A 25,924-nucleotide genomic window follows, 5' to 3' on the forward strand; every position below is an offset into this window, starting at 1 on the left:
TTGAAGGGATTACAAAACAAAAATGGGTTGAAGTTCACACTCCAACCCATTTTTAATCTTTCATTTTGAATTTTTAATTCTTATTCAGATTCCGCCCATACCTCCGCATCTTCAACAACTTCGGCAAACTCGATGGCATCTCCGGTCTTGCTCATGGTGGCTTCATAATGAACCGGGCCTTCTTCATCCCTGCTGATAAGCAATGAAGCCAGCTTGTTGGTGATGTTCTGCTGGATTACACGCTTCAATGGACGCGCACCATAAACCGGGTCATACCCCCGGGCAGTCAGCCAATCTTTCACATTGTCGGGAATATCCAGTTTAACATTACTTTTTCTGAGCATTTCATGCACTCTTCGAAGCTGAATATCCACAATGGAGCGGATGTGCTCCTGACCAAGAGGGTGGAATACAATGGTATCATCCACACGATTCAGAAACTCGGGACGAATGGTCTGCTTCAGTTGATCAATCAGCTTGTTCTGCAGTTCTTCGTATTTCTCGTCCGACATCTTACCGCCCGACTTCTCAATTTCATTGGAGATCAGGTGTGAGCCGATATTGGAGGTCATGATGATGATGGTATTCTTGAAATCCACCGTCACGCCTTTGTTATCGGTAAGGCGGCCTTCATCCAGTACCTGCAACAGAATGTTGAATACATCCGGATGGGCCTTCTCGATCTCGTCCAGCAAAATCACTGAGTATGGATGTCGGCGGGCGGCTTCGGTAAGCTGTCCGCCTTCATCGTAGCCCACGTATCCGGGAGGAGCCCCAACCAAACGGCTGACGCTATGCTTTTCCATGTACTCACTCATATCAATGCGGATCATCGCCTGTTCATCATTGAACAGAAAATCAGCCAATGAACGAGCCAATTCGGTTTTACCCACCCCGGTTGAACCAAGGAAGAAGAACGAACCAATGGGCTTTTGCTCATCCTGCAACCCGGCCCGAGACCTGCGAACAGCATCCGAAACGGCTTCAATAGCTTTATCCTGACCAATCACTCGTTTATGTAATTCATCTTCGAGGTGAAGCAATTTCTTGCGCTCACTTTGCAACATTTTTCGAACAGGAATTCCGGTCCACCGCGCTACGATATCAGCGATGTCTTCGGCATCCACTTCTTCTTTAAGTAAAGACTGATTATCCTGCATCTCATCCAGTTTATCCTGAGCCTCTTCGAGATCCGTTTCAAGCTGAGCGATAGTTCCGTATCGTAATTCAGCTACCTTCTCATAATTCCCTTGCCGCTCAGCTTTATCTGCTTCGTTTCTGGAGGTATCGATGGCTTGCTTCAACTCACGCACTTTTTGAATGAGCTCTCGCTCCTGTTCCCACTGCACGCGCATTGACTTTCGCTGTTCTTCCAAATCGGCTAGCTCCTTTTCAATTCCCTTCATTTTGGATTGGTCTTTTTCCCTCTTCAGGGCTTCACGCTCAATTTCCAGCTGGCGAATTTGTCGCTCCAGTGCATCCAGTTCTTCCGGGAGAGAATCGATTTGTAACCGCAGTCTTGATGCGGCTTCGTCTATCAAGTCGATGGCTTTGTCCGGAAGAAAGCGGTCAGCTATATACCGGTGTGAAAGCTCAGCAGCGGCCACCACAGCGGCATCCGTAATACGAACTCCGTGATGCATTTCATAGCGTTCCTGCAATCCACGTAAGATAGAAACCGTATCTTCTATGGAAGGTTCACCGACTAAAACAGTTTGGAGCCGACGCTCCAGGGCTTTGTCTTTTTCGATGTATTTGCGGTATTCATCCAATGTAGTGGCGCCAATAGCATGAAGTTCTCCTCGTGCTAAAGCAGGCTTCAAAATATTGGCCGCATCCATAGCACCTTCAGTAGCACCGGCTCCAACCAAAGTGTGAATTTCATCAATAAAGAGGATTACTTCCCCGTCAGATTCAGATACATCTTTTACTACAGCTTTCAACCTTTCCTCGAATTCACCCCGGAATTTCGTCCCTGCGACCAATGAACCCATATCCAAAGCTACAATACGTTTTGTTTTGAGGCCCTCGGGAACATCCCCGCGTACAATTCGAAGCGCCATTCCCTCGGCAATCGCGGTTTTACCCACGCCCGGTTCACCAATTAGTACAGGATTATTCTTGGTACGCCGAGTTAAAATCTGCATTACACGCCGGATTTCCTGGTCACGTCCAATTACCGGATCAAGCTTATTTTTTTCAGCCAATTCATTCAGGTCACGGGCATATTTTTTAAGAGCACCGTATCTGCTTTCGGCATTGGGATCATCCACCGTTTGATTGCCGCGAACGTCTTTCAATACTTTCAGAATATTTTCCTTTGTAACATTCTGGTCTTTAAGCAAATTGGCAATTTCCCCTTTGATGCTAGCCATACCCATTAAAATATGTTCTGAGCTTATATACTCATCACCAAGTTTACTGCCCTCTTTCTGAGCAATATCAAAAAGTTCCTTGCTTGTGTTCGACAAGTACTGCCCTGATACAGAGGCACCCTGCACTTTTGGCAATCGCTCTAAAGTACTGTCCACTACTTTTTCTATTGCGGAAGGATTAGCTCCAAGTTTACTTAAAAGTGTGTTTACAATACTCTCCTGATCACTTAAAAAAGCTTTTAAGATATGCGCAGGTTCAACCGCCTGATTATTGCCGCTTTGGGCAAGCTCAAGTGCTTTTTGAACAGCTTCCTGCGCTTTGAGTGTAAATTTGTTCATGTTCATATTAAAACTCCTTTTTTCTCTTATTTGTAGTTAATATGACCAAAATCGTGCCTGTTACTTTATATTGACATAATTACAGGATGATGGCAGGTGAGCTGAAAAAAAAAATGATTTTACAAGAAATAGAAGGATGACTGGTTTCAACAAACAATAAAAAAACCCTGAACTGTATCAGAGTTCAGGGTTTGGGTTTTTCGGGGTACAAATTCTTTTAAAATTCTAGCGCAAAGATACGGAATCTTAAAAAAAGATCTCTGTAATTTTTAGTAAATATTCTTCAGTTTTTATAGATTAAATCAATCATCTTTAAAGGAATAAACCCCGGTCCGTATCAGGGACCAAGGTTTGGGTTTTCGGGGTACAAAAATCCTTCTTTAATCGAGTTATAGTTCAAACGCGATATATTGTTTCAAATTATTTCGAATTATTGTCAATAATAAAACTTCATCCCCTGCTTCAATGGCTGTTTCCACCTCAGAATAAAAATCAGCGGCGGATGATATTTGCTTTTGTTTAACTGCAATAATCACATCCCCAGTGCGAAGGCCTCTTTCGTAGGCGGATCCTGATTCATTTACTCTGTTAACAACAGCGCCTTCAATATCGTTGCCTATATCAAGCTGATTTCTGATTTCATTATTTAAATCACGTACTGAGAAACCAAGACGTTCTTCAAGGCCTTGTGAGGACTGAGGGTCGACAGACGCAACAGCCTCTTCCGGTCGCTTTCCTAACGTCACATCCAGGCTCATATTCTCCTTATCACGAATGATACCCAGCGTAATTTCATCACCCGGTTTTTGGGATGCTATGCTCGTTCGGAAACTATCCCAGCTACTAATTTCCTGCCCGTTTAAAGATACAATAATATCCTCTTCTTGAAGGCCTGCTTTATCAGCCGGCCCACCTTCTTCCACGCGGCCTACAATTACACCACGCACGTTACCAAGTCCCATTGCGCGGGCCATTGTTTGGTCAACTTCGCCACCGGTAAACATGCCCAGATATCCGCGGCTTACTTCACCGTCTTCAATCAGATCATTCATAATACGTTCCGCCATATTAATCGGAATGGCAAATCCGATCCCGTCATTACCGCCTGACCGGGATGCAATGGCTGAGTTAATACCTACTAACTGGCCATTTACATCAATTAAAGCTCCGCCGGAATTGCCTGGGTTAATAGCGGCATCGGTTTGAATGTAATCACCGTAGAACGTCAGGTTACCCAATGATCGACCACGGGCACTTACGATACCAAATGAAACCGTATGGGCTAAATCTTCACTCAGTGGACTTCCAATTGCCAACACTAAAGACCCCGCCTTTAAGTTGTCACTGTCTCCTATTTCAATCGCTGGAATGTTATCGACGTTCACTTTCAATACCGCAATATCCGTTTGCGGGTCGGTACCAATCAATTCGGCATCTACCTCATTTCCACTGAACAGCCGAACCTTAATTTCATCAGTATCTGCAATCACATGGTTATTGGTCAGGATATATCCCTCTTCAGAGACTATAACTCCCGAACCTAATCCACGCTGTACTCGCTCCCTGGTTTCTCCGTCACCCCGGGGATTACCAAAAAACTGAGAAAATGGATTAATCATCCTTATTTCCTGAGTTCTTTTTGTTGTTATAGTAACCACGGCCGGATTTGTCTTTTCAGCTATATCTACAATAGCATCATTAAAGTCTTTAAGTGAAGCCACTGATCTATTTTCAGCACTTTCAACTTTGGTGTCATACTCCGGCAGAGTGATGGTATCAGAATTTGTAACCCAATTGAAACTTAGCAATACAAGGATAGCAGCGGCCACCCCAAATATATTTCTTACGGTCGTATTCATTTTTATCTATGCTTTGTTTGTTTTATGGTTTGCGGTAATACAACGCATCAAGGTTTTAAAATTGTGTGCAGCCACAAACCTTTACAATTCAATTCATATATAATAAGAAACCGAAGCTCCTTTCGCAGAGCTCCGGTCCCCTTAACCTATTGGATCAAGCTTATGATATCTTGATCTGCTTCTTAACCTTTTCTTCGCTTTTTGCAATAGTAATATTCAAGACACCATCTTCATATTTAGCAACGATGCTGTCTTCATCAATAGTATCGGGAAGTTGGAACGAACGGCTAAATGAACCGAAACCTGACTCTACCCGATGATAGTTTTTATTGTTTTCCTCATTTTCAAATTTACGCTCACCGCTGATAGATAAGCGGCCATTTTCCAAGTCTACATTTATATCTTCTTTATTCATGCCCGGAAGTGCTACTGAAACTTCAAATTCCTTTTCCGTTTCAGAAATATCTACGCTTGGCATAAACGAATCTTTACGATAGTTGAGTGATTCATTAAAGAATTCATCCAGAATATCGCTAAAATTCTTTGAGTGAAGATCAATATTGGGTCGTGAATATTTCATAAGTGCCATAATTAACCTCGCCTTTTTATTTTCAATTAATTCACTGTTAAAGATGCAATCAGCATGCCAATAACAGAAAAGAGAAGCCATGCTGACAGACGGGCAATATCAATCTGTTGAAATTTCAGTCCGGTTATAAAGAGAAGTAATGTTGACAGACCGGAAAAGCAGGACTGTCAGCTCCATTACAAACTTGGCAGGAAAAGAAATTTAAAATGGGATAGCCCCACATTTTAAATTTTACACTTTGAATTTTTCATTCTAAAGAATAGCTCTTCTTCCATTCCCGGGCTATCAGAAAAGCCATTTCCAGACTTTGCTCATAGTTAAGGCGAGGATCACAAAATGTTTCGTAATTGCGGTTCAATTCATCTTCTTCAAGGCCTTTAGCGCCGCCCACACACTCGGTTACATTATCACCGGTAAGTTCAAGGTGAACTCCTCCAAGATAACTTCCTTCAGAACGATGAATAGAAAATGCTGACCGCACTTCGCTGATAATATCATCAAAATTCCGGGTTTTGATTCCGCCATCTGTGCTAAAAGTATTGCCATGCATAGGATCGGAACTCCAAACTACCGGAAATCCCTCACGCCGCACTGCCTTTATCAACTTGGGCAGTTCTTTTTCGATAAGATCTTTTCCAAAGCGGGTAATTAATACAATCTTACCTGCCTCATGATTTGGATTGAGTGTTTCAATAAGCTTCAGTGTTTCATCAATTTCATAAGGAGGACCAATTTTTATACCCACCGGATTATTGATCCCTTTAAAATATTCTACGTGAGCACCGTCCAAATCCCGGGTGCGATTGCCCAGCCAAACCATGTGAGCACTCAGGTTGAAATGCCCGGATTTTCGTGGTACAGGCCTGGTTTGTGCCGAATCATAGTATAAGTTCAGCGCTTCATGTGAAGTATAAAAATCTACTTTTTGAAGGGTTGTAAAGGTATCAGGAGCTATGGCTTCCACAAACCTAACTGCTTTAGTAATAGAAGTTACCATGTCCTCATATTCGGCATAGTATTCATTATTGCGCATGAAATCGAGCTCCCATTGCTCCGGGTGGTGAAGATCGGCAAACCCCTCATCAGCTAAAGCTCTTAAGAAATTCAGTGTGAGTCCTGCCTTGTGATAACCTTCCAGTAACCGTTCCGGGTCTGGCATACGAATACCTGATTCTGACTTAAAGCCATTAATCAAATCACCCCGATAATTATGAATTTCTTTACCATCAACTGTTTCAAAATCATTAGATCGTGGTTTTGCATACTGCCCTGCAATTCTTCCTACTCGTAAAACCGGAGCTCCCATTTCATGAATTAAGATAAAGCTCATCTGTAAAAGCACCTTTACCATATTCACAATTTTGGGTGCTTTGGTTGCATCAAAGCTCTCGGCACAATCTCCGCCCTGCAATAGAAATGCTTTTCCTGCTGCAACATCAGCAAGTTTAGATTTTAATGCTTCAATTTCCCACGAGGTAACCAGCGGGGGTAATGATTTGAGTGTTTGGTAGCTTTTCTCCAATTCATCCTGATTCGGATATTCCGGAAGTTGTTTTACCGGTTTATCTTTCCATGAGGTTGGAGACCAATTTTTGGGTATTACTTCTTGCATAAAACTTATATTTGAAAGTGAGTGTGAAAACTATCGGTTTTTTAGGGTTAATGCTTAAAATTCTTACACATTGTATCACTCAATCAAATATATTAAGGGCAAAATCTAAGAATCTCACTATGTTAGAAACAAAACCACGTATTTTAGTTGTAGATGATCATCCGGCTCTTGTAACACTTACAAGACATAAATTAATTCAAAAGGGGTACGAAGTACTTACCGCACAGAACGGTCAGGATGCCTTAGAACTGGCTCGTACCGAATATCCGGACCTCATTTTAAGTGATGTTGACATGCCTGTCATGAATGGATTCGAGCTTTGTGAGCGTATAAAAAAAGATTCCAGGCTCAATAAAATCCCATTTATACTGGTGACTTCAATGGTGACAACGGAGTATATCATGAAAGGGATTGAAGCCGGTACCGACAATTATCTAACCAAACCCTACGACGACGACACCCTTTATTCAAAAATTGAAGAACTTTTAGTAAACCCACCCCCTCCAATTAATAGCCTGAAAACGGTTGAAGTAAAAATTGAGGGCAAGAAATATGAAGTGCTGGCTGATTATTCACATTTGGTAAATTTGTTGATTTCCACCTATAAAAATACGCTGGCACAAAACAATCAACTGAGTAGAATGCAGAGCGGATTAAATGCCGCCAACAAAGAACTTGAACTCACCAAACAAGAGCATGAGGAACTCATCCATAATATTTTTCCTGAAAAAATTGCGGAAAGTTTACTCGCCTATGGCACAGTGACTCCTGAACGATATAAAGATGCAACCATCATGTTTACGGATTTTTCCGGATTTACAAAAGTGGTTCCCCAATTAAGTCCGGAAAAATTAATCGAGAGTCTGTCTTTTTATTTTGATCAATTTGATGATTTTGCCGCACAACATAATTTAATCAAAATAAAAACCATTGGTGACAGCTATATGGCTGCCGGCGGTTTACCCGAGCGTAACTCAACACATCCTGTTGATACCATCCTCGCTGCACTTAAAATCACAGATTTCGTAAAAAACTTCGGAGAAAAAAATAAAAATAATGAAACCCCCTACCTTCCTATTCGCATTGGTATCCATACCGGTAAAGCTGTTGTGGGAGTGATTGGGAAAAAACGCTTTGCATACGATATCTGGGGTGAAACTGTAAACCTTGCTGCACGTTTGGAAGAACATTCCGATCAGAACGCCATTAATATTTCTGAAGTGACCTATGAACGGGTTAAGGATTTCTTTGAATGTGAGAGCCGAGGAGATATAGACACCAAATATACCGGCAGGGTGCCTATGTACTTTGTTAAGCGGATTAAGTCGGAATTTTCAGAAGATGATGAAGGGCTTTTCCCGAACCGGCTTTTTATTCGAGAATATAATTCCCTGCTAAGATCAAACGGACAGAGCTAAATTTTCCGGGACTCAACAGCACAATTCTTGCTTCATTATTTTTTAAAAAGGAATGGAAGAATTCGGGTCGTTGTTTTTGTATTTTTCATAGTTCTGAAATTCAAAAATCAAAGAGACTTTGCAGCATAACATTGTAGTACGAGGGGCTCGCGAACATAACCTCAAAAATATTGATATCGATATTCCCCGTGATCAGCTTGTGGTCATAACCGGGCTTTCCGGATCGGGGAAATCATCACTGGCTTTTGATACTATTTACGCCGAAGGTCAGCGGCGATTCCTGGAATCTCTTTCTGCTTATGCCCGTCAATTTCTGGGAATGATGGAACGGCCGGCCGTAGATTTTATCGATGGCTTGTCACCTGTTATTTCCATCGATCAAAAAACTACTAACCGAAATCCACGCTCTACGGTGGGAACCGTAACCGAAATTTATGATTTCCTTCGATTACTTTATGCCCGGGTTGGAATTCCATATTCCTACAAAACCGGAAATAAAATGGAAAAACAATCAGCGGATCAGGTAGTACAGACTATCATGGATATGCCGGAAGGAACCAAGGCCTATTGTCTGGCTCCGGTGGTTCGCGGGAGAAAAGGACACTATCGTGAACTCTTTGAGCAAACCATCAAACAAGGCTTTGTAAGTGCCCGAATTGACGGAGAGTTTCATGACCTGGAAAAAGACATGAAACTGGATCGATACAAAACCCACAACATTGAAGTGGTAGTAGACCGTTTTGTAATCTCTCCAAAAAGTGAAAAACGTATTGCTGAAAGCATTCGCCTGGCCCTAGAAATGGCTGACGGGAATGTAATTCTTGCCATTAAAGACGGAGATGAGATCAAGGACAAGCTCTACTCACAAAACCTTTTTGATCCGGAAAGCGGGGTGGCATATGAAGATCCTGCCCCCAATCTTTTTTCATTTAATTCACCCTACGGAAATTGCCCAAAATGTGAAGGACTGGGATATACTTATGATGTAAGCTGGGAATTGCTGGTTCCCAATAAAGAACAAACTATAGAAGAGGGCGGAATTCGCTTCCTTGGTGCACCTAGAGATATTTTCGTATTCAAACAGCTTAAGGCTATTCTTAACTCCTTTGATCTGGATTTTGAAACTCCGCTTAAGGATTTTCCCGATGAAGCCTTGAATATCATTTTACACGGTAGCGGTGATAAAAAATATTCTGTCAGCTACGATTTCAAAGACAACTCCGTAACCTACAAGCATAAGTTTGAAGGACTTCGAAATACTATTATAGACCAATATCATAACAGCAAATCTAATAAGCAGCGGGACAAGGCAAAAGCCTTCATGGATAAAGTGACATGTCCTGAATGCAACGGCGGACGCTTAAACAAAGAAGCCCTATCCTACAAAATTGACGGGTATAATATTCACGATCTTGTCCAAAAAGACATTCAACAGCTAAGAGATACACTTTACGGCATCAACCTGACCGAAAGACAACAAACGATCGGCAATCAGGTGCTGAAGGAAATCCGTGACCGTTTGGACTTTCTGCTGAATGTAGGACTGAATTACCTAAGCTTAGACCGTGAAGCCCAGTCTTTGAGCGGCGGTGAAGCCCAGCGAATTCGATTAGCTACCCAAATAGGAACTCAGCTGGTAGGTGTACTTTACATTTTAGATGAACCCAGCATCGGGCTTCATCAACGCGATAACATCAAGCTTATCAAGTCACTGGAAACATTGCGGGATTTGGGGAATTCAGTTATAGTGGTTGAACATGATCGCGAAACTATTGAGCATGCCGATTTTGTGGTAGATTTGGGCCCCGGAGCCGGTGTAAATGGCGGACACATCGTAACCTCAGGCAAACCTGAGGAACTTGACCCCGACTCCGATACTGCCAAGTTTTTAAGAGATGAAGAAGCGATTGCCATCCCTGAGAAAAGAAGAAATGGAAATAAAAAATCCATCACAGTTAAAAATGCGCGCGGCCACAATTTGAAAAACCAGGATATGGAAATTCCTTTGGGGAAATTTATTGCAGTAACCGGTGTAAGTGGAAGCGGTAAAAGTTCACTTATTAATCAAACACTGGTTCCTATTCTGTCTAACTATTTTTATAAATCCAAAACGGTGCCACTGCCTTACGATTCTATTAAAGGAATCGACAACCTGGATAAAATTATTTCCATTGATCAAAGTCCTATTGGCCGAACCCCAAGATCAAATCCCGGAACTTATACCAAAGTATTTGACCATGTGCGGCGGTTATTTGCTGAACTGCCCGAATCCAAAATTCGCGGTTACGATCAGGGGCGCTTTTCTTTTAATGTGAAAGGTGGGCGGTGTGAATCTTGTAATGGGGATGGAGTTCGTAAAATTGAAATGAACTTCCTTCCGGATGTATATGTGACCTGCGAAACCTGTAATGGGAAACGATACAATAGGGAGACACTTGAGATCTACTATAAAGGGAAAAACATTTCAGACGTACTGAAGATGCCTATTAGTCAAGCTGCTGAATTTTTTGATGCCCAACCCGCTATCAGCCGAATTTTAGGAACACTCACCGATGTAGGACTGGGTTATCTCACGCTGGGACAATCCAGCACTACTCTTTCCGGCGGTGAGGCACAACGAATTAAGCTTGCCCGTGAACTTTCCAAAGTAGGCACCGGTGATACTCTCTATGTAATGGATGAGCCCACAACCGGCCTTCATTTTCAGGATGTGAGAATGCTGGTGGATGTTATTCAGCGATTAGTAAATAAAGGAAATACCGTAATGGTGATTGAGCACAACCTTGACCTTATAAAAGCTGCAGATTGGATTATTGATTTAGGGCCTGAGGGCGGTGCCAGCGGTGGGGAAATAATCGCTACCGGAACTCCGGAAGAAATTGCCACAATAAAGCATTCTTACACCGGTCAATTTCTCAAAGAAGAATTTGACCGGCTGCGAAAAGTAACTGCATAAATAACTTTATAATTTTCTTGTTCACAATGGATGAATTGTTGTTTATATTTTGAAACTGAATGAAATTCTTTCGCACACATATCACCCAGTCTTTCAATATAGGCTTATTGCTCGTTGGGCTCGTTTTTTATTTTATAAAACCGGTTAGTAATCATTCCGAGCATGATGCTTTTGCTGTTTGGTTGCAATCCAATTTAAAATCAAACACCAATGATAATGTTGCAGATCAAATTCGCGGGCTTTCAACTGCCAATGTGGAGCTGGAGTCTGTAATTCGCGAAGCCTCGGCTCTTGTAAAAGCCTATGCAGATGATTTTGAACTCCCGGTTGATAAGCAGTCTCAAGACGAGAACGAAGTTTTTCAAGTACTTTTAAAAGAATGGAAGGATTATCAAAATTCTTCTACCGGCATGGGTAAAGCTGTGATAATCAAACAGGCACAATCCCATTCTGTACTGCCTGTAGATGGGCTTGCTTTCGGCGGAAAATCGCCCGTTCAGCAGTATGATATTTCTCCATCAGTTTTAAATACTGCTTTTGAACAAATTACCCTTCCCTCATTTAATTATTACATTTCCCCTCTTTCCGGCGGAATGGCTATCAATGCCCCATAGGCTAATCGGGCAAAACATACTCAATTTCTATTTAAACGATAGCAGAAAGCAGAAAAAGGCTTCAGCTGATATTAATGCTGATCACTTTATTTTTGAGCTCACTCTTATCTATCAAAATTTTTCAAACTATAAAATTTAATTACCATGCAAGGAAACGGATTTAAAATTGGTTGTATAGTGGCCTTTTTAGCCCTTACAATTTATTATCTCTACCCAACTTTACAGTGGAATCTAGAGCAAAACTACATTGAACAACTAAGCCCCTCTGAAGCGGCTCAGTACGAAGAAGAAAACCAGGAAAAACTGGAGAGTCTTAGAGAAAACATCCTCTCTTTGGGGCTTGACCTCCAGGGTGGAATGCACGTAACGTTAGAAGTAGGTGTGCCACAGCTGGTTTTAGAATTAGCCGGTGATAATGCAGACGAATTACTTTCTGATGTAATTAGCACGGCTAGCGAACGGTCAATAGAAAACAACAGTGACTTTATCGATGAAATGGTTGCTGAGTTTGAATCCAGAGACCCGGATGCACGTCTCAGCCGTTATTATAGAAACGATGCAATGGATATTACCCGTCGTTCTACCAATGAAGAAATTGCAACATTTCTTAAAACGCAAAGAACCTCCGCTTTAGATAGGGCTATTGAAATTATTCGTACACGTGTTGACCGTTACGGTGTAACCGAGCCCTCTATTTTGAAGCAAGGGAATAACCGAATCGTAGTTGAGCTTCCCGGAGTAGAAGACAAGGAACGTGTTCGCAGCCTCCTGAAAGGTACTGCACGTCTCGAATTCCGCCTGGCAGCGGATGCAGAAGAATTTCGTTCTTTTGTAAATCAGCTTTATGAATACTACGAAACCTACCAGGAAACAGATTCCGATACCCTTGACAATCAATTCAGTCCACTTGAAGAAGTATTGGTTCCGGCACAAAGTCCTTATTTGGTAGGATATGCCACTCCTGAGGATACTGCCCGGGTAATGGATTTGCTGAAAACAGAAGATATTCAGCGAATGATGCCAAGAAATACCACCGTAATGTGGAGTGCCAACCCTCTTCCCGGACAAGATGGTTCAGACCTTTATCAATTGATTGGAGTCCGTACTCAAATTGAACTGACAGGCGATGTAATTGAAGCAGCAAGTGTTCAATTCGACCCCGCTACCAACGTCCCTGAGGTATCCATGAGCATGAATAGCGACGGTGCCCGTAAATGGGGACGCATAACCGGAGCCAATATTGGCAAACCGGTTGCTATTGTATTGGATGGGTTTGTGTTTTCTTATCCTAATGTTCAAACCAAAATCTCAAATGGCCGTTCCTCTATCACAGGATTGGATGGCATTGAGGAAGCAGAAGATTTGGTAAACATCCTGCTTTCAGGTGCACTGCCCGCTCCACTCGAAATTCTTGAAGAACGTACGGTAGGAGCAACTCTGGGTGCTGAGTCAATCAGCGCCGGATTGAATTCCATCCTGGTTGGATTAGGTATTGTCGCCATATTTATGATTGTCTATTACCGCACCGGAGGAGGAATTGCTGATTTGGCTCTGCTGCTGAACATTATTTTCATCCTTGGTATCCTCGCCGCTTTCAAAGCAACACTTACCTTGCCGGGTATCGCAGGTATTGTATTGACCATCGGTATGGCCGTGGATGCCAACGTGCTGATTTTTGACCGTATTCGTGAAGAACAACGCACCGGAAAAACACTAAAGGCATCCATTGAAGCCGGGTATGCAAATGCCATGAGTGCTATTGTTGATGCTAACGTAACCACCTTTTTCGTAGCTATTATCCTCTTCAGTTTTGGAGTTGGCCCGATCAAAGGATTTGCGGTAACACTGATGGCCGGTATTGTAGCCTCATTGTTTAGCGCTATTGTAATCACCCGCGTTGTTGTGGATTATCTGACCCAGGCAAAGAAAAACGTTGTCAGCTTCGGTTAATCATCAATAAGAAATTTAAATAACTAAAGGAATATTATTATGAGATGGTTTGAAACACCAAATTTTAACTTTACCGGAAGCCATAAGATAGCGTACGTTATTTCCGCTGTTTTATTTTTGGCTTCAGTTACCGCAATTTTAACACAAGGATTGCAATACGGCATTGATTTTAAAGGCGGAAAAGAATTCGTTCTTGATTTTCAGGATGCCGTAAATGTAGTAGAAATGCGTTCCAGCCTGAGCGAGCCTTTGGGTGCTGCTCCCGAAATCAAGCTTTACGGTTCAGACAGTGAAGTACTGATTCGTACTGACAATGAAGGTGAAATCAGTGAAGTTCAACGGATAATTACCTCAAATGTAGCGGAGCTGTATCCCGATAACCCTGCCAATGTGATAAAAACAGATGTGGTAGGGCCCCGGTTTGCAGAAGATCTAAAATGGGGTGCGTTACAAGCGGTCATTTATGCCATTGTAATCATCTTCATTTATATCTTAATTCGGTTTCGAAACTGGACCTTTTCAGCCGGTGCGGTAGCCGCCCTTGTTCATGACGTGGTGATCGTACTTGGGGTATTTACTATCCTCGCTGATCTGGTCCCATTTAGTTTACAAATTGATCAGGCCTTGATCGCTGCATTCCTGACCATCGTTGGTTATTCTCTTAACGATACCGTAGTTGTTTTTGACCGTATTCGTGAGAATTCCAATGTACATAAAGGAATGGATTTCACACCGATGGTAAACAAAAGTTTAAATGATACATTAAGCCGTACCGTTATAACTTCCATTACCACCTTGTTTGTGGTGCTTGTGCTGTTTATTTTCGGCGGTGAGGTGTTAAAAGGCTTTTCTTTTGCCCTCTTAATCGGTATCGTATTGGGTACATACAGTTCATTGTTTGTAGCCAGCGCGTTGGTGGTAGAACTCGAAAAACGTACCAAAAAATCTTAATTACTTAAACGACAGGAAATCTATGAGCTTTAATACATCAGAACGCTACAACAGCGTGGTTATCGAATTTAAAGGAAACGTAATGGGTGGCCCTGATGCGGTTAGTCTGAACGAAAAATTGCATGAACTCATCGATGCCGGAAAAATCAATGTTGTGGTTGACCTCGGCAAAGTGAAATTCATGAACTCTTCAGGCCTTGGTATGCTAATTGGGGCACTTACCACCATGCGTAAAGCCGGTGGAGACCTCCGTATAGCCAATGCAACAGATAAAATCGAAAGCCTGTTGATCGTTACTAAGTTAATTACGGTATTCAAGCACTTTAAATCAGTGGAAGAAGCCGCAGAATCATTCGAAGAATGATAACCTGAAATTAAAATTGAATACGAAGGGGTGTTCTGCACCCCTTTTTTATTGAACTGATTATGAGCACAAGAGTTGTTATTGGAGCCCAATGGGGTGATGAAGGAAAAGGAAAAATTGTAGATCTTCTTAGCGATAAAGCGGATTATGTAGTTCGCTTTCAAGGCGGAGCTAATGCCGGCCATACCCTCAAATTTGATGATCGAAAATTTGTCCTACACCTTATTCCATCCGGAATTTTTAATGGAGATGCCGATTGTGTAATTGGCAATGGTGTCGTGATTGACCCCATCGCTTTGGTAGATGAAATCAAAGGCGTTCAGGAAATGGGATTCAGCCTGAAGGGCCGTTTCTTTATTAGCCAGACTGCCCATGTAATACTCTCCTACCACAAACTTCTGGATCAATTGAAAGAAAAACGCCGGGGCGGGGATGCCATCGGAACCACCGGCCGTGGAATTGGGCCCGCTTATGTAAGTAAGGTTTCCCGCGTAGGTATTCGCATGGTTGATTTACTTGACCGGGCTGTACTCAGGGAAAAAATTGATCATAACCTGAAAGACATTAATTTTGCTCTCAAGAACTTATACAAAGAGCCGGTTCTCAAAACTGATGACCTGATGGATGAACTTGAAAATTCCATCAAAACATTGGAACCCTATATTTGCAACACTACCAATCTATTACATGAGGGTATCAAAAATGAAAAATCAATATTACTGGAAGGTGCTCAGGGCACTTTGCTGGATGTAGACCATGGTACTTATCCGTATGTAACTTCCTCATCTCCAACTTCCGGTGGTGCCTGTATCGGTTCAGGAATTCCTCCCACAGCTTTGACCAACATAATGGGAATTACCAAAGCTTATTGCACCCGTGTTGGAAACGGTCCTTTCCCTACTGAATTGCTCGATGAAACCGGTGAAGAACTTCGTAAAAAGGGACAGGAATTCGGAGCAACCACCGGGCGCCCCCGTCGATGCGGCTGGCTGGATTTAGTAGCCCTGAAATACGTATGTCAGATTAACGGTATGAACGAACTGACTCTTACCAAAATGGATGTGATGGACGGGTTTGAGGAGATCAAAGTTTGTACCGGATATAAATTGAATGGAAAGGAAAGCGATGTATTTCCACTTTGTCTGAATGAGATAGAAGAGGTTGAACCTGTTTATACCACCCTACCGGGATGGAAAAACTCTATTGAAGGAATTACCGATTGGAATAAACTGCCTTCAACAGCACAATCTTACATTCGATTTATTGAGGAATACCTGGGAGTGAAGTTTACCATTATTTCTACCGGACCTAAACGCAGCGAAACGATTCTTCTTTGAGAAATGGCCTCCGGAGGTTTCTGGTTTTCACTGAGTTCTCTCCTTCCCAACTTTTCGGTTGGGAAGGAAACTATCAATCCCCTGCATAAGTAAGCAGTTTCTCATACGCTTCCTGACATTCCTCGAGCAGGTCTTCCAGTTCTTCCGGAAAAGGCTCATTTTTTGATTTGTAAGCCCTAAATCCTGTAGAACGATGCACGTTATGATACCAGTGCTTTGCCCACACTCCATCCTCTTTTCGGGGGCCGGCCGGCCATTTTAGCATAGCTTCATCAAAAGGTATTCCCAATGTGCCGCATAATTCTCTCAACCGTGATTGAGGATATTGGAGTATATCTTTCGAATCAACAATAATAGGTTTCTTATCAATAGCCTTAAGGTATTGTACCACTTCCAGATGTTTGGCATATCCTACATCTTGCATTGTCGGATTCTTAACCTGTTTGGCATAGGATGGAAGCATATCCTCAGGAGGCCGGGTCAAAATCACATTCACCGTTTCCTCCATAAAACTCCAGTCCAAATTTACCAGATGGTGGGTCATATTCTTAAAAAATGCAATGGGGGTATCATATTCTCCAAGTATGATTTCATCCACTACTTTTTGCCCATCTGTTTCCTGGCTGGCAATTACTTCATCCGCACCGGGATGATAATCTTTTGCATCGGTCGAAGAAAGGTAGTGAGCATACAGCGGCTCATCTACAACTGTTGTGTCTTCGCGCTGGGCAAAAGAGTACATCAACGCCGTTGAAATATTACGTGGACCACTCCACAAACAAATTCGTTTGGTTTTTAGCATATATTCAGTTTTTTACTTTTACTTTAAACCTGAGGGTTAATAATACACCCAGGATAAAATTCAAATTCATTAAAATTAAACCTTCATCTTACGTACGGATTCTTCAATCTCTTGCTCATAAAGATGTTGCAAACGCTGTGCCATTTTTCCGGGTACAGATTTTGTAATTAACCGGCCATCCACATGAGTAACAGGAGTTATCCCACCAAAGCTTCCAGTTACAAAAGCCTCATCCGCCCCATAAACATCAAACAGTGAAAAATTCTTTTGATGGCACGAGATATCTTTCTTCTCACATACTTCAATCACTTTGCCACGAGTAATGCCATTCATGCAATATTGCCCGGTTGAAGTCCATACTTCGTCATCTTTTACTATGAAAAAATTAGTGGCATTGCACGTGGAAACAAATCCATTGATATCCAGCATGAGCGCTTCATCAGCTCCGGCTTCAATCGCTTGGACCAATGCCTGAACTTCGTGAATTTTACTATGACAGTTGAGCCGGGGATCCAGGTAATCGGGAGAGCCCCGCCGAATAGTACTGGTAAATAATTTGATCCCTCTGTTTCTGCTTTCAGGATCGGCTTTTTTGTATTCTGCAATAATAACCAGATTAGGCCCGGAAATCGTTAACCTCGGATCCTGTGATGGGGTTTTCTTAATTCCCCGGGTAAACATCAAGCGGACATGAACACCATCTTTCATATCGTTAGCATCCAGCGTTTCCCAAATAGCGCGGGTAATTTCTTCCCTGCTCATCTTCAGATCCATGCCCACAGTTTTAGCTCCCTGAAATAGCCGATCGAAATGTTCTTTCAAAAAAACCAAGACTCCTTTATACAGTCGAAACCCTTCCCAAACACCATCACCTACTAAATAACCACTGTCAAATACTGATATCTTAGCCTCTTTACGGGGAAACAACTCCCCATTCACATAAACCAATACATCTTCGTTCCGCGGATCATAAACCGCATTATGAGTGCCGTGCGTCATTTAATTTTTGAATGAACATACGTAAAAGAGAGCAAATGGTCACCCCTTTGATTTTATGCTTATATAAAATATTACCAATTGTTTAAAATAAATATCTTAAAAAAAATTTAGTAGCAGGGCAAAAAGTGTTCTCAAAAAAAATCTCTACAGCATCACTGTAGAGATTTTATTATTTGCGGACTGAGTTAAAATCCACCCCCAAAAACCCGAAAGGTTAATCGATTAGGAAGGACAATTACCTAATCCAGGATTAGTTATATGACCAAAAGTTTACCACTTTTATTTGTGTTTGAATAATAGGTATAGAATAAAAAGTGAACCGGTTCTGAACCCGGATATAAAACAGTCATTTCCTGTTCCTATCGCATTTTTATGCTTAAAGCTCATTTATCCAAAATATGAACTTTCACTCCTCAAAAACCAAAGCATCCGGATTTGCACCTAATTCTTTCAGGTATTTCATCATGGATTTGTTAAAAGCCTCAGGGCCACAAACATAAAATGGCTGATCAAAGTCATTGATCACGGATTCCAGAAATTCCTTATCTATAAATCCATCCAAAAAGATATGATCGCTCTCCGGCTTTTCATCTGTGATCACCTTGATGAAATTATCACCCATTATATCCTCAAATTCATTTCTCAGGATAATATCTTTTTCAGTTTTATTGGAAAAGATGAGCTTGTTATTCCCGATCTCACCCTTTTTGTGAAGGTCTCTGAAGATAGCAATGAATGGAGTCACTCCGGCTCCTCCCGCTAAAAATACGCCTTCTCCTTTATATTGAATCGTGCCCCAAGCTTCGTCCACAATAAGGGAATCTCCTTTTTTTAGCCTCCCAATCTGTTCGGTTACGCCATCGTGTTCAGGATAAATCTTGATAGTAAATTCAAGGTGTTCATCTTCATTCAAAGAAGTAAAGGTAAACGGCCGTTTTTTATCTCTCCATCCATCCTTGTCTATTGCAACTTCCGTAGCCTGGCCTGGTTTAAATTCATAGCCATCCGGTTTTACCAGGGTAAATTGCTTGACGTCGTGTGTTAGATTTTGAATTTCTAATATCTGAAGTGTGTGTGCCATAATTGTCTATTTTTTTAGCGTTTGATAATAGATACAATTATAACCTCTAAAACATTCAAAATATGTACTTAGCGGTGCGGGATATAAGCCTTCATATTATTCAATGCTTGTTGCTGCACCTTCTTTTGAAGAAATGAACTCCAACCCAATAAAAACCCCTGCAACCCCAATGCCTGCCGGCTCCACTTCCGGAAATCAAAAGAGTCGATGTGTTCGATGATGAGTCCGTCTTTAAATCTAAACCGGGCGTTAATGTTATTGTGTACCATCCGGTTTGTTTGAGAGAATAAGTACTTCGCTTTCAGCCGGGCCTTACCTGTTTCTTCATCCGCCCAAACCTGATCAAAATGAAACTCGAATTCCTTCGCCCCTTTGCAAAGCATCGTCCACATTCCGGCTATTTCTTGTTTTGATTTCAAATCAAAAACAGCATCTCTGAATACTGCATTTGGGTGATAACAGCTTGTCATAGTTTCATAATCCTGCTCTTCTAATCCTGAGTATAACCGGTGAATAAGTTTTTCATTTTCATTCATGCAGAAATAAAGTCAATTCAGTGGTTAAAAACATGAAGCTGTAAATTAAAATAGGCTTCAAAATATATTGAATAAGTATTACCCTAACCTGTCATACTCATATTCCATCATAGAACATTAGCCCAAAAAATCACTCTAAAAAATAAAAGTGTAACATTTCACCTCCAGCCTACTCTTATCAATAATCTACCATATAGATTGTATCAGTAATGGACGGATGGCTTTTTAATTTATTCACCCGTTGGGGTTCTTTCATTTTTTATACAACTCTCTTTCGGTATTCAATTCAAAAAGAGCGGATACAGTTAATTAAATCAAGTACGTTGGGTTCGGCTAATTGTCCCGCAAACATAAAAAAAATACAGTATGTATCGCATCAAAACTATTCTGAGAAATAGTCCGTTGGTCATTGCCATTCTTTATTTTTTGGTTGGAGGTTTATGGGTTCAATTCTCCGATCAATTTGTACTTGCTTCCTTTAATGAGCCAGAAACTATAACACAGGTTCAATCCCTTAAAGGATGGTTATTTGTATTGGCTAGCGGGGTGATGATATATTTGCTGGTATGGAAAAATAACACCTTGCTAAGTAAAGCCATTCAGCAGCTTAGAAAAAGCAGGGATGAATTTAAGGCCACCTTTGAATCCGCCCCTGTAGGTATCGCTCATCACAAACCTGATGAAAACTGGATACAGGTAAACCAAACGCTATGTGATATGCTTGGATATAAAAAAGAAGAGCTGCTCAATCTTAATTTTGAAGATTTTATTCATCCCGACGATATAGAAGCCAGCAGAGAATTAGACCAAGAACTGGTAGAACAAAAAAGAACATCCTATAAAATAGAAAAACGATATCGCACAAAAGACGGTACATATTTTCCGGGTTTGGTTTCTAAATCAGCGGTATTTAATGGACCGAAGAACCCGGTATACCTGGTGGTGATGTTGGAGAATATCGCGGACCAGAAAAAAACGGAAGAAAAGTTACAACAATCAGTAGAAGCAAAAGAAACCCTGCTTTCTGAAATACATCACCGGGTTCGCAATAACCTGGCATTGGTTTCCGCGTTATTTGATCTGCAGGCCATGTATACCGAAAATGAACGGGTTCATGCGATTCTTCACGATAGCCAGATGAGAGTGAAGTGTCTTGCATTGGTGCATGAATCCTATGCAGATGCCGAAAAAACCTCTCATATAGATTTTGGGGACTACCTGAATCAATTAGTAGATTTTATCTATAAAACATTCAAAAAAGAGAATGGAGAAAGTACGGTCAACATAAAGAAAGACATTCCCACCGTAAACCTAAACATCAACCAGGCAGTACCAGCCGGTTTATTATGCAATGAATTGCTGCTTAATGCTTACCTAAATTCTTACGAAGACATTAAAAATCCCGCTATAGAAGTAAGCCTTAAAGAGGTCGAGGAAAGCGTAGTATTAACTGTTTCGGATAATGGGTTAAAAAGCAGCCAAGAGTATAACCTGAAGAAACCAACCAGTTTGGGGATGCTCATAGTGAAAACACTTAATTCACAACTCAGAGGGAACATATCGGTTACTGAACAAAATGATAAAACTTCATTTGAGCTAACATTTGAAAAACGGGATTTCAAAGGCCCCAGCAGCGCATTATAAATACTAACCGACTGCCCGGCAGTTTTTATATAAATATTATTTAAGAAATGTGTTTCGAATAAAATAACTCACTTGCCCACCGGTAATAACTACTAAGCTTCCCACTAATGTATATAATGGCCAGGCAATGGCTAATCCCTCCCCCGGAAGAATGTTTTGTATAGGACCCTGAACCATAAACAACAACGCAATCAAACCGCAGAAGAAGCCGATAATAGCATCAGTTTTGTTGGGTTTATCGAAAAACATTCCCAGCAGAAAAGCACCCAGTAACCCACCATAGGTATAAGAAGCAATGCCGAGGCCCAATTCTACAATAGCCGGACGTTCACCGCCCTGAAGTTGTAAAACAGCAAAGAAAATAGCAGAAGCTGTCAAAATGATTCCCCACCCCATCGTTATTTTTCGGGAAATAGAAAGGTCTTCAGCTTCGGTATTGTTTTTCCCAAAATAGGGTTTATACAAATCATAGGTTGTTGAGGAAGCCAGTGAATTCAGTGAAGAGCTGAGACTGCTCATAGCAGCCGCAAAAAGAGCAGCAACTATCAATCCGGAGACTCCAACCGGCAATTGCTCTACAATAAATTTGGCAAATATTTCATCCGTAGTTGCTAGCCCTAATTCTGAAGCGGCAGCACCTTCATAAAACATAAAAAGCAATAACCCGATACCCAGGAATAATCCGAATTGGAGCATCGCTACAATTCCACTCCAAATCATGGCCTTTTGACCCGACTTTAAATCCCGGGTTGCCAGTACCCGCTGAACCAATAATTGATCCGTTCCGTGAGAAGCCAGTGAGAAGACAGCACCGCCTACAATTGCCGTTATCAGAGTGTATGGCTGCGCAATAAAGTCTCTGAATGAAAGATCAAATCCAAGATTCATGATTTGAAATTTTTCGGTCGGCAACTCGAATCCGACCGGTAAATTTCCAAGCAAAACACTGACAGCTATCAAAGCACCTCCGATATAAACTATCATCTGCACAAAATCCATCCATACCACGGCTTTAATTCCGCCAAAAAAGGTATAAATCAGTGTAATTCCGGTAATCACACAAATGGAGAGAATATATAATTCCAGATCTCCCCATCCTGCAAAAGCTCCCCCCAAGCGTAAGATAATGGCCAATGGAATAGCCGTAGCAAAAAGGCGTACCCCATCCGCTAAAAGCCGGGTAATCATAAAAGTGGTACTTGCAGCATTCCGCATAGTCCCGCCAAATCTTCTTTCCAAGAAGGTATAAGCTGTAAAAAGTTCCCCCTCATAATATTTGGGCAGAAAAAATAATGCTACAAAAACACGGCCGATCACATAACCCACGGTAATTTGCAGGAAAGTAAGATTTCCGCCATAAGCTACCGCAGGAATGCTGATAAATGTAAGGGTACTGGTTTCGGTGGCTACAATGGAGAAAAGAACGGCCCACCAGGGGATGCCGTCGCCGCCCAGAAAATAATCTTTATTCGACGTCTGTTTTCCGGAGGACTTTAGCCCTAAAAATGCAACTCCGGCCAGGTATACCACAATAACGATATAGTCGATGTAGGAGAACTCCATAAGCTATATCAGGTATTGGACTGGTTCGGCGCGATTACCATCTGTATTATACACCGACACATCGAAACCTTCCACGATACTGTATCCACCGTAAGCGCCTTCTTTATTGAGGGCGATGAAAGCCGCCTGAACACCCTCGCTGTTCCCGGAACTGCGTTCTATTATCCGTTCTGTGGCAATTTTACAGGCTTCTTCGGGGGAATGTCCTGCACGCATCATCTCAACCACCAGGTGGCTGCCGGCTGTTTTTATGATTTCCTCTCCCAATCCAGTTGCGACCGCTCCTCCTATCGCAGGGTCAATGAATAAACCTGCCCCAATAATGGGTGAATCTCCAACACGGCCATGCATTTTCCAAGCTGCCCCGCTTGTAGTGCATGCGCCTGAAATACGACCTTTTTCATCCAGGGCCAGCATTCCTATAGTATCATGGTTTTCAATATTTATTTTCGGTTTGTATTCTTTTTGATCCAGCCACTTTTTCCATTCAGCTTCGGCATCGGGTGTTAAAAGATCTTCTTCCTCAAATCCATGGTCGAGTGCAAATAGTTTTGCCCCTTCACCTACCAGCATACAATGCGGAGATTCTTCCATAACCTTTCGCGCCACCGAGACCGGATGTTTGATATTTTGCATGAATGCCACGGAACCACATTCTCCCCTTTCGTCCATGATACAAGCGTCTAGCGTTACCTTGCCCTCCCGGTCTGGATACCCGCCAATGCCTACTGTTTTATTGTCTTTATTTGCTTCTTCAACTTTGACTCCGGCTTCAACAGCATCCAAAGCATAGCCACCCTTTGACAAAACCTCCCATGCCGCTTCGTTTGCACTCAAACCCGTTCTCCAAGTTGAAATGACCACCGGCTTCTTTCCTGTGAACCGGGTCTGGTTGGGTACCATCGGTATGCCAAAAGGCAAAAGTCCCAAAGCAGTTGTTTTTAAAAAATCTTTTCTTTTCAGCATAAACTAATGTATCAATGATTGTTCTTCCCTTTACAGGACTTTAAGGTCAAGGGCCATTCTCATGAAGAAAATCTATCAATTTCTCCATCGCCCGGCCTCGGTGAGAAATAGCATTTTTTATGGATGAATCCAATTCTGCAAAAGTTTTCTCATATCCTTCCGGTAAGAAAATGGGATCATAACCAAAACCCTTATCCCCTTTTTGTTCGGTGATGATCTCTCCTTTGCATACGCCTTCAAAGGTGTATTCCAGGTCCTCAATAACCAATGCAATCACCGTCCTGAACCGAGCCGCCCTGTTTGGGCTCCCGTCAAGCTCACCCAACAGCTTCTGCACATTATCCTGATAGGATGCATTTCTGCCGGCATAACGCGCTGAATAAACGCCCGGACTTCCGTTGAGAGCCTCAACCTCCAATCCGGTATCATCAGAAAGCGCAGGAAGCTGAGTTTCCTGAGAAACATATCGTGCTTTTTTTAGGGCATTTCCTTTTAAGGTGGGGCGATCTTCAATAACCTCTTTTAGGTCTGGGAAATCTTTTGTGGAAAAAACCTCGATTCCCAGCGGACTCAATATTTGCTGCATTTCCTCAATTTTATGAGGATTTTGAGAAGCTAATACCAGTTTTTCTATCTTCATATTTTTACTCTTGGAAAAAATTTATAAAACATATTTATTCCACTTCCTAATGTAAGCAATCCATTTAATGCTGTAAAAACCGTGTCATCTATCAATACCGAATAGACCGTAAGCATCAAACTTGATAAAAAATACATGATGATAAAAGCAAGATTCATTGAAGTATTTCCCTCTTTTATGGTTTGCCACGTTTGAGGAATCCAGGCTGCTACTAATATTCCAAAGCCCGTCCACCCTAATAACTCAATTCCCGTCATATTTATCTTGTCTGTTTATTTAAGCTTGTGTAATAATTCCTGAACTTCATGCCATTTTAGTCGCGGCCCATATTGCGATACGATCTTGGAACCCGCCAGACTGGCAAGCTTACCTGAATTTGCGAAGCCTAGTTCATTGGTGATTCCATACAAAAACGCTCCGGCAAATAAATCTCCGGCACCATTGGTGTCTACTGCTTTTACTTCATACGGTTCAATATCAATGAAGGTATCACCGTCATAAATCATAGCTCCATTTTTACCCTGTGTAATTACAAAACGTTTGGCTTCTTGTTTTAAAGCTTCTCTTGCTTCCAGCAGATCACTTTTCCCGGTAAAAGTTTTGGCTTCGTCTTCGTTGCAAAATAACAGATCTACAGAAGCTCCTATAACATCACGAAAATTCTCTTTGAATGCGTGCACTATGGCAGGATCAGATAAAGTAATAGCAGTTTTAACCCCATTTTCCTCAGCAATTTTCTTGGTATGTTTCATGGCATCCAACCCCGGTTCTGATGCTACCATATACCCTTCCAGGTATATATATTCCGAATCTTTTATCGCTCTCTCATCCACTTCATTGGTTGAAAGTCCGGATGAAATTCCCAGGTAGGTATTTAAAGTTCGTTCGGCATCATCCGTTATCATCACCAAACACTTCCCGGTAACTCCATCCTCTCTTTCCTGCCGGTCAAAATTCGTAGGGATCCCGGCATCTTCCATATCCTTCAGATAAAAATCTCCGAACTCATCGTCAGCTACTTTGCAGGAATAAAACGCCTTCCCCCCAAACTGACTTACCGCGATCACGGTATTGGCCGCCGACCCGCCTGATTTTTTTTCGGTGTCGTTATGATCAATGGCACTTATTAATTTATGCTGGGTTTCTTCATCCACTAGGGTCATGAGTCCTTTTTGAACTTCATACTTTTCGAGAAAATTATGGGTGACGTTGAATTCCAGATCTACCAGGGCATTCCCGATGCCGTACACATTGTATTTTTTGTTCATATTCTTTTTTGCCACAAAATCTCTAAAACACGAAAATGCATGCTTTATGAGATTGATTTAA

Annotated in this window: 21 protein-coding genes; 8 read left to right on the top strand and 13 right to left on the bottom strand. The window is 41.8% G+C overall.

Translation table 11 applies throughout. The features are described from left to right. Nucleotides 1–80: 80 nt before the first annotated feature. The 4 genes from clpB to HUJ22_RS08300 form a co-directional block, all read right to left on the bottom strand. Complete coding sequence (clpB, locus tag HUJ22_RS08285) at nucleotides 81–2,720, bottom strand: ATP-dependent chaperone ClpB (RefSeq protein ID WP_366870933.1); 2,640 nt, start codon at nucleotides 2,718–2,720, stop codon at nucleotides 81–83. 383 nt (nucleotides 2,721–3,103) lie between these two features. Continuing rightward, a complete protein-coding gene (locus HUJ22_RS08290; protein WP_290876110.1) occupies nucleotides 3,104–4,573 on the bottom strand; it encodes a Do family serine endopeptidase in 1,470 nt (489 codons plus the stop codon). A gap of 160 nt (nucleotides 4,574–4,733) precedes the next feature. Beyond that, nucleotides 4,734–5,153, bottom strand: a complete 420-nt coding sequence (locus HUJ22_RS08295) for an Hsp20/alpha crystallin family protein (RefSeq protein ID WP_290876112.1) — start codon at nucleotides 5,151–5,153, stop codon at nucleotides 4,734–4,736. Between the two features lie 256 nt (nucleotides 5,154–5,409). Continuing rightward, complete coding sequence (locus HUJ22_RS08300; RefSeq protein WP_290876114.1) at nucleotides 5,410–6,774, bottom strand: class II 3-deoxy-7-phosphoheptulonate synthase; 1,365 nt, start codon at nucleotides 6,772–6,774, stop codon at nucleotides 5,410–5,412. Nucleotides 6,775–6,893: 119 nt separating this feature from the next. On the opposite strand from HUJ22_RS08300, the gene HUJ22_RS08305 reads away from it, so the two are divergent. The 7 genes from HUJ22_RS08305 to HUJ22_RS08335 all read left to right on the top strand — a co-directional run bounded on the left by HUJ22_RS08305 (nucleotide 6,894) and on the right by HUJ22_RS08335 (nucleotide 16,364). Further along, on the top strand, nucleotides 6,894–8,192 hold the full coding sequence (locus tag HUJ22_RS08305; RefSeq protein WP_290876116.1) for an adenylate/guanylate cyclase domain-containing protein: 1,299 nt from the start codon (nucleotides 6,894–6,896) through the stop codon (nucleotides 8,190–8,192). Nucleotides 8,193–8,310: 118 nt separating this feature from the next. Then, nucleotides 8,311–11,148, top strand: a complete 2,838-nt coding sequence (gene uvrA, locus HUJ22_RS08310; RefSeq protein ID WP_290876118.1) for an excinuclease ABC subunit UvrA — start codon at nucleotides 8,311–8,313, stop codon at nucleotides 11,146–11,148. 59 nt (nucleotides 11,149–11,207) lie between these two features. After that, nucleotides 11,208–11,762 carry a hypothetical protein gene (locus tag HUJ22_RS08315; protein WP_290876120.1) on the top strand — a complete coding sequence of 185 codons (555 nt, stop codon included), beginning with the start codon at nucleotides 11,208–11,210 and terminating at the stop codon, nucleotides 11,760–11,762. 144 nt (nucleotides 11,763–11,906) lie between these two features. After that, nucleotides 11,907–13,712, top strand: coding sequence for a protein translocase subunit SecD (gene secD / locus HUJ22_RS08320; RefSeq protein ID WP_290876122.1), 1,806 nt, complete (start codon nucleotides 11,907–11,909; stop codon nucleotides 13,710–13,712). Between the two features lie 39 nt (nucleotides 13,713–13,751). Then, a complete protein-coding gene (gene secF / locus HUJ22_RS08325; RefSeq protein ID WP_290876124.1) occupies nucleotides 13,752–14,663 on the top strand; it encodes a protein translocase subunit SecF in 912 nt (303 codons plus the stop codon). Nucleotides 14,664–14,685: 22 nt separating this feature from the next. Further along, nucleotides 14,686–15,027 carry an STAS domain-containing protein gene (locus tag HUJ22_RS08330; RefSeq protein WP_290876126.1) on the top strand — a complete coding sequence of 114 codons (342 nt, stop codon included), beginning with the start codon at nucleotides 14,686–14,688 and terminating at the stop codon, nucleotides 15,025–15,027. 62 nt (nucleotides 15,028–15,089) lie between these two features. Continuing rightward, on the top strand, nucleotides 15,090–16,364 hold the full coding sequence (locus tag HUJ22_RS08335) for an adenylosuccinate synthase (RefSeq protein ID WP_290876128.1): 1,275 nt from the start codon (nucleotides 15,090–15,092) through the stop codon (nucleotides 16,362–16,364). Between the two features lie 73 nt (nucleotides 16,365–16,437). Here the strand turns inward: HUJ22_RS08335 and HUJ22_RS08340 are convergent, their stop codons facing one another. The 4 genes from HUJ22_RS08340 to HUJ22_RS08355 form a co-directional block, all read right to left on the bottom strand. Then, nucleotides 16,438–17,166 carry a sulfotransferase family protein gene (locus HUJ22_RS08340; protein WP_290876130.1) on the bottom strand — a complete coding sequence of 243 codons (729 nt, stop codon included), beginning with the start codon at nucleotides 17,164–17,166 and terminating at the stop codon, nucleotides 16,438–16,440. Nucleotides 17,167–17,241: 75 nt separating this feature from the next. After that, entirely contained in the window at nucleotides 17,242–18,165 is a 924-nt protein-coding gene (locus HUJ22_RS08345; protein WP_290876132.1) for an aminotransferase class IV, read from the bottom strand. A gap of 406 nt (nucleotides 18,166–18,571) precedes the next feature. Next, nucleotides 18,572–19,246: an FAD-binding oxidoreductase gene (locus HUJ22_RS08350; RefSeq protein ID WP_290876134.1), complete on the bottom strand. Its 675-nt coding sequence runs from the start codon at nucleotides 19,244–19,246 to the stop codon at nucleotides 18,572–18,574. 68 nt (nucleotides 19,247–19,314) lie between these two features. Further along, on the bottom strand, nucleotides 19,315–19,782 hold the full coding sequence (locus HUJ22_RS08355) for a nuclear transport factor 2 family protein (protein WP_290876136.1): 468 nt from the start codon (nucleotides 19,780–19,782) through the stop codon (nucleotides 19,315–19,317). Nucleotides 19,783–20,148: 366 nt separating this feature from the next. Between HUJ22_RS08355 and HUJ22_RS08360 the strand changes: the two genes are divergently transcribed. Further along, a complete protein-coding gene (locus HUJ22_RS08360) occupies nucleotides 20,149–21,426 on the top strand; it encodes a sensor histidine kinase (RefSeq protein ID WP_290876138.1) in 1,278 nt (425 codons plus the stop codon). Nucleotides 21,427–21,462: 36 nt separating this feature from the next. Here HUJ22_RS08360 and HUJ22_RS08365 read toward each other — a convergent pair whose 3' ends face one another. Genes HUJ22_RS08365 through HUJ22_RS08385 form a run of 5 tightly spaced genes read right to left on the bottom strand, consistent with a single transcriptional unit; the run spans nucleotide 21,463 to nucleotide 25,863 of the window. After that, complete coding sequence (locus HUJ22_RS08365) at nucleotides 21,463–22,989, bottom strand: sodium:solute symporter (protein WP_290876139.1); 1,527 nt, start codon at nucleotides 22,987–22,989, stop codon at nucleotides 21,463–21,465. Between the two features lie 3 nt (nucleotides 22,990–22,992). Beyond that, the gene (locus tag HUJ22_RS08370) at nucleotides 22,993–23,955 is read right to left on the bottom strand and encodes an isoaspartyl peptidase/L-asparaginase family protein (protein WP_290876141.1); all 963 of its coding nucleotides are present in this window, start codon (nucleotides 23,953–23,955) and stop codon (nucleotides 22,993–22,995) included. A gap of 46 nt (nucleotides 23,956–24,001) precedes the next feature. Continuing rightward, nucleotides 24,002–24,595 carry an RdgB/HAM1 family non-canonical purine NTP pyrophosphatase gene (gene rdgB / locus HUJ22_RS08375; RefSeq protein WP_290876143.1) on the bottom strand — a complete coding sequence of 198 codons (594 nt, stop codon included), beginning with the start codon at nucleotides 24,593–24,595 and terminating at the stop codon, nucleotides 24,002–24,004. Then, nucleotides 24,592–24,852 carry a PQ-loop domain-containing transporter gene (locus HUJ22_RS08380; protein ID WP_290876145.1) on the bottom strand — a complete coding sequence of 87 codons (261 nt, stop codon included), beginning with the start codon at nucleotides 24,850–24,852 and terminating at the stop codon, nucleotides 24,592–24,594. The genes rdgB and HUJ22_RS08380 overlap by 4 nt, the downstream gene beginning before the upstream one ends. Nucleotides 24,853–24,867: 15 nt before the next feature. Beyond that, the gene (locus HUJ22_RS08385; protein ID WP_290876147.1) at nucleotides 24,868–25,863 is read right to left on the bottom strand and encodes an adenosine kinase; all 996 of its coding nucleotides are present in this window, start codon (nucleotides 25,861–25,863) and stop codon (nucleotides 24,868–24,870) included. Between the last annotated feature and the right edge of the window lie 61 nt (nucleotides 25,864–25,924).

It is taken from the genome of Gracilimonas sp. (genome assembly GCF_014762685.1).
GTDB lineage: Bacteria > Bacteroidota > Rhodothermia > Balneolales > Balneolaceae > Gracilimonas.

What these genes read in the sequence shown, in the direction of transcription:
- clpB (WP_366870933.1), bottom strand. Translation starts at nt 2,720, where the DNA reads ATGAACATGAACAAATTTACACTCAAAGCGCAGGAAGCTGTTCAAAAA.
- HUJ22_RS08290 (WP_290876110.1), bottom strand. Translation starts at nt 4,573, where the DNA reads ATGAATACGACCGTAAGAAATATATTTGGGGTGGCCGCTGCTATCCTT.
- HUJ22_RS08295 (WP_290876112.1), bottom strand. Translation starts at nt 5,153, where the DNA reads ATGAAATATTCACGACCCAATATTGATCTTCACTCAAAGAATTTTAGC.
- HUJ22_RS08300 (WP_290876114.1), bottom strand. Translation starts at nt 6,774, where the DNA reads ATGCAAGAAGTAATACCCAAAAATTGGTCTCCAACCTCATGGAAAGAT.
- HUJ22_RS08305 (WP_290876116.1), top strand. Translation starts at nt 6,894, where the DNA reads ATGTTAGAAACAAAACCACGTATTTTAGTTGTAGATGATCATCCGGCT.
- HUJ22_RS08315 (WP_290876120.1), top strand. Translation starts at nt 11,208, where the DNA reads ATGAAATTCTTTCGCACACATATCACCCAGTCTTTCAATATAGGCTTA.
- secD (WP_290876122.1), top strand. Translation starts at nt 11,907, where the DNA reads ATGCAAGGAAACGGATTTAAAATTGGTTGTATAGTGGCCTTTTTAGCC.
- secF (WP_290876124.1), top strand. Translation starts at nt 13,752, where the DNA reads ATGAGATGGTTTGAAACACCAAATTTTAACTTTACCGGAAGCCATAAG.
- HUJ22_RS08330 (WP_290876126.1), top strand. Translation starts at nt 14,686, where the DNA reads ATGAGCTTTAATACATCAGAACGCTACAACAGCGTGGTTATCGAATTT.
- HUJ22_RS08335 (WP_290876128.1), top strand. Translation starts at nt 15,090, where the DNA reads ATGAGCACAAGAGTTGTTATTGGAGCCCAATGGGGTGATGAAGGAAAA.
- HUJ22_RS08340 (WP_290876130.1), bottom strand. Translation starts at nt 17,166, where the DNA reads ATGCTAAAAACCAAACGAATTTGTTTGTGGAGTGGTCCACGTAATATT.
- HUJ22_RS08345 (WP_290876132.1), bottom strand. Translation starts at nt 18,165, where the DNA reads ATGACGCACGGCACTCATAATGCGGTTTATGATCCGCGGAACGAAGAT.
- HUJ22_RS08350 (WP_290876134.1), bottom strand. Translation starts at nt 19,246, where the DNA reads ATGGCACACACACTTCAGATATTAGAAATTCAAAATCTAACACACGAC.
- HUJ22_RS08355 (WP_290876136.1), bottom strand. Translation starts at nt 19,782, where the DNA reads ATGAATGAAAATGAAAAACTTATTCACCGGTTATACTCAGGATTAGAA.
- HUJ22_RS08360 (WP_290876138.1), top strand. Translation starts at nt 20,149, where the DNA reads ATGTATCGCATCAAAACTATTCTGAGAAATAGTCCGTTGGTCATTGCC.
- HUJ22_RS08365 (WP_290876139.1), bottom strand. Translation starts at nt 22,989, where the DNA reads ATGGAGTTCTCCTACATCGACTATATCGTTATTGTGGTATACCTGGCC.
- HUJ22_RS08370 (WP_290876141.1), bottom strand. Translation starts at nt 23,955, where the DNA reads ATGCTGAAAAGAAAAGATTTTTTAAAAACAACTGCTTTGGGACTTTTG.
- rdgB (WP_290876143.1), bottom strand. Translation starts at nt 24,595, where the DNA reads ATGAAGATAGAAAAACTGGTATTAGCTTCTCAAAATCCTCATAAAATT.
- HUJ22_RS08380 (WP_290876145.1), bottom strand. Translation starts at nt 24,852, where the DNA reads ATGACGGGAATTGAGTTATTAGGGTGGACGGGCTTTGGAATATTAGTA.
- HUJ22_RS08385 (WP_290876147.1), bottom strand. Translation starts at nt 25,863, where the DNA reads ATGAACAAAAAATACAATGTGTACGGCATCGGGAATGCCCTGGTAGAT.